We start from the raw sequence: 1,692 nt of genomic DNA, 5'->3' as shown, positions 1-1,692 counted from the left end.
CTGAACCGTGGTAACAGTCTTGTGCGAGACATGTCACCAAATCTGTCCTTTCAGTGTAGCCGCAGTCAGGCCACCACTTCAAGAACTCTCGATACATCTCTCGCACATCCTGTCTACCAGTGGCCGTTGTCAATGGCGATTAGTCGTGTCTTACCGGGTTGGACTCAAGACGATAGTTACCGGATAAGGCGCAGCGGTCGGGCTGAACGGGGGGTTCGTGCACACAGCCCAGCTTGGAGCGAACGACCTACACCGAACTGAGATACCAACAGCGTGAGCTATGAGAAAGCGCCACGCTTCCCGAAGGGAGAAAGGCGGACAGGTATCTGGTAAGCGGCAGGGTCGGAACAGGAGAGCGCACGAGGGAGCCATCAGGGGGAAACGCCTGATATCTTTATAGTCCTGTCGGGTTTCGCCACCACTGATTTGAGCGTCAGTTTCTGTGATGCTTGTCAGGGGGGGCGGAGCCTATGGAAAAACGGCCGCTGTGCGGCCTCTCCTTCTCCCCATCACGCGATCGCTCGGTTTTCTCGAGCTTTTATACGCATGCTCCTGCCGCTCGCCGCAGCCGAACGGCAGGAGCGTAGCGACTGAGTGAGCGAGGAAGCGGAAAAGAGAACATCCCTACATTGAGCACTGACGCTCTGAGGCCTCTTATGACGAAACAACAGAAAACAGCGCTGAACATGGCTAAATTCATCCAGAATCAGTCTCTGCTCCTGCTGGAGAAGCTTAACGAGCTTGATCTCGATGTCGAGGCCGACCTTTGTGAGGAACTCCACGATGATGCGGAGCATCTTTTCCGTACACTGTCCTCGAGACTGGATGCATTACAGGATGGTAACTGATGGCCAGAGTGTCTATTAGTGAGGCTGCCCGACTGACGGGTAAGAGTAGAACAACACTGCACAGGTTAATTAAAACAGGTGACCTGTCCACCTGTAGTGGTGAGCGCAATGCAAAAATGGTAGATACTTCAGAGCTTTTACGTGTCTTTGGTCCCTTTGAGCAACCGAAGGGTGAACACCATTCTGGACAGGTCTCCGAACAGCGTGATACAGCCTCTGCTGACCAGAGTGAACAGGTGATTCGTCATCTGAAACAGGAGATTGAACACCTGAATATCTTACTTTTGTCCAAGGATTCGCACATTGACAGCCTGAAACAGGCCATGCTCCTTCTTGAAAATCACCAGGCAAAATTAACTGAATCCCCGGCGCCATGGTGGAAATTCTGGAAAAAATCCTGACCCCGTCATGCTTCCGTTTTCCTCTCCGGCCATCCCGGGGAGTTCCTGAACCTTCCAAAAAATCGCCGGATTTCTGAACGCTCCTCACCACTAAAAATATCCACACACTACGCAAAATTAAAATTTTGCGGATTTGTATTTAATATCAGTAGTTTAAGTCTGTAAAATTTCGTTTTTTAAATTTGATTTATATAGATCCGACTCTATGACGACTCGTCATAGAGTCCCCGGCGAGTCGTCATAGAGTCGGTAACGACTCAGGACTATAAAAACAATGAGTTAATAACGACCCGACTCTAGACCCGACTCCCCGTTTGGTTGTTTTTTAGGCGTGGCGACTCTGGGTACGACTCTAGTGAAGAGTCGCCGGTGAATCGTGTGGTGAGTCGTTCGGTGACTTGCCATAACGTGATTGCCGGCCGTCGACGAACCGGATTCCTGAA

Annotated in this window: 2 protein-coding genes and 1 pseudogene; 2 read left to right on the top strand and 1 reads right to left on the bottom strand. The window is 50.8% G+C overall.

Annotated features, from left to right (window positions below; all coding sequences use genetic code 11):
• Nucleotides 1-142 precede the first annotated feature (142 nt).
• Nucleotides 143-223 (bottom strand): annotated as a pseudogene (locus M8370_RS23280) (replication initiation protein); the annotation flags it as partial.
• 433 nt (nucleotides 224-656) lie between these two features.
• Here M8370_RS23280 and M8370_RS23275 point away from each other — a divergent pair.
• The gene (locus M8370_RS23275; RefSeq protein ID WP_049139654.1) at nucleotides 657-848 is read left to right on the top strand and encodes a Rop family plasmid primer RNA-binding protein; all 192 of its coding nucleotides are present in this window, start codon (nucleotides 657-659) and stop codon (nucleotides 846-848) included.
• On the top strand, nucleotides 848-1,249 hold the full coding sequence (locus M8370_RS23270) for a helix-turn-helix transcriptional regulator (RefSeq protein WP_048270303.1): 402 nt from the start codon (nucleotides 848-850) through the stop codon (nucleotides 1,247-1,249). The genes M8370_RS23275 and M8370_RS23270 overlap by 1 nt, the downstream gene beginning before the upstream one ends.
• The last annotated feature ends 443 nt before the right edge of the window (nucleotides 1,250-1,692 follow it).

It is taken from the genome of Enterobacter cloacae complex sp. OE43NF (assembly GCF_023544405.1).
Classification (GTDB): Bacteria; Pseudomonadota; Gammaproteobacteria; order Enterobacterales; family Enterobacteriaceae; genus Enterobacter; species Enterobacter cloacae.
Note: the sequence above shows the minus strand (reverse complement) of the source record. Positions and strands in the feature narration are given on the sequence as shown.

Coding starts and splice junctions, on each gene's coding strand:
- M8370_RS23275 (WP_049139654.1), top strand. CDS start 657: ATGACGAAACAACAGAAAACAGCGCTGAACATGGCTAAATTCATCCAG.
- M8370_RS23270 (WP_048270303.1), top strand. CDS start 848: ATGGCCAGAGTGTCTATTAGTGAGGCTGCCCGACTGACGGGTAAGAGT.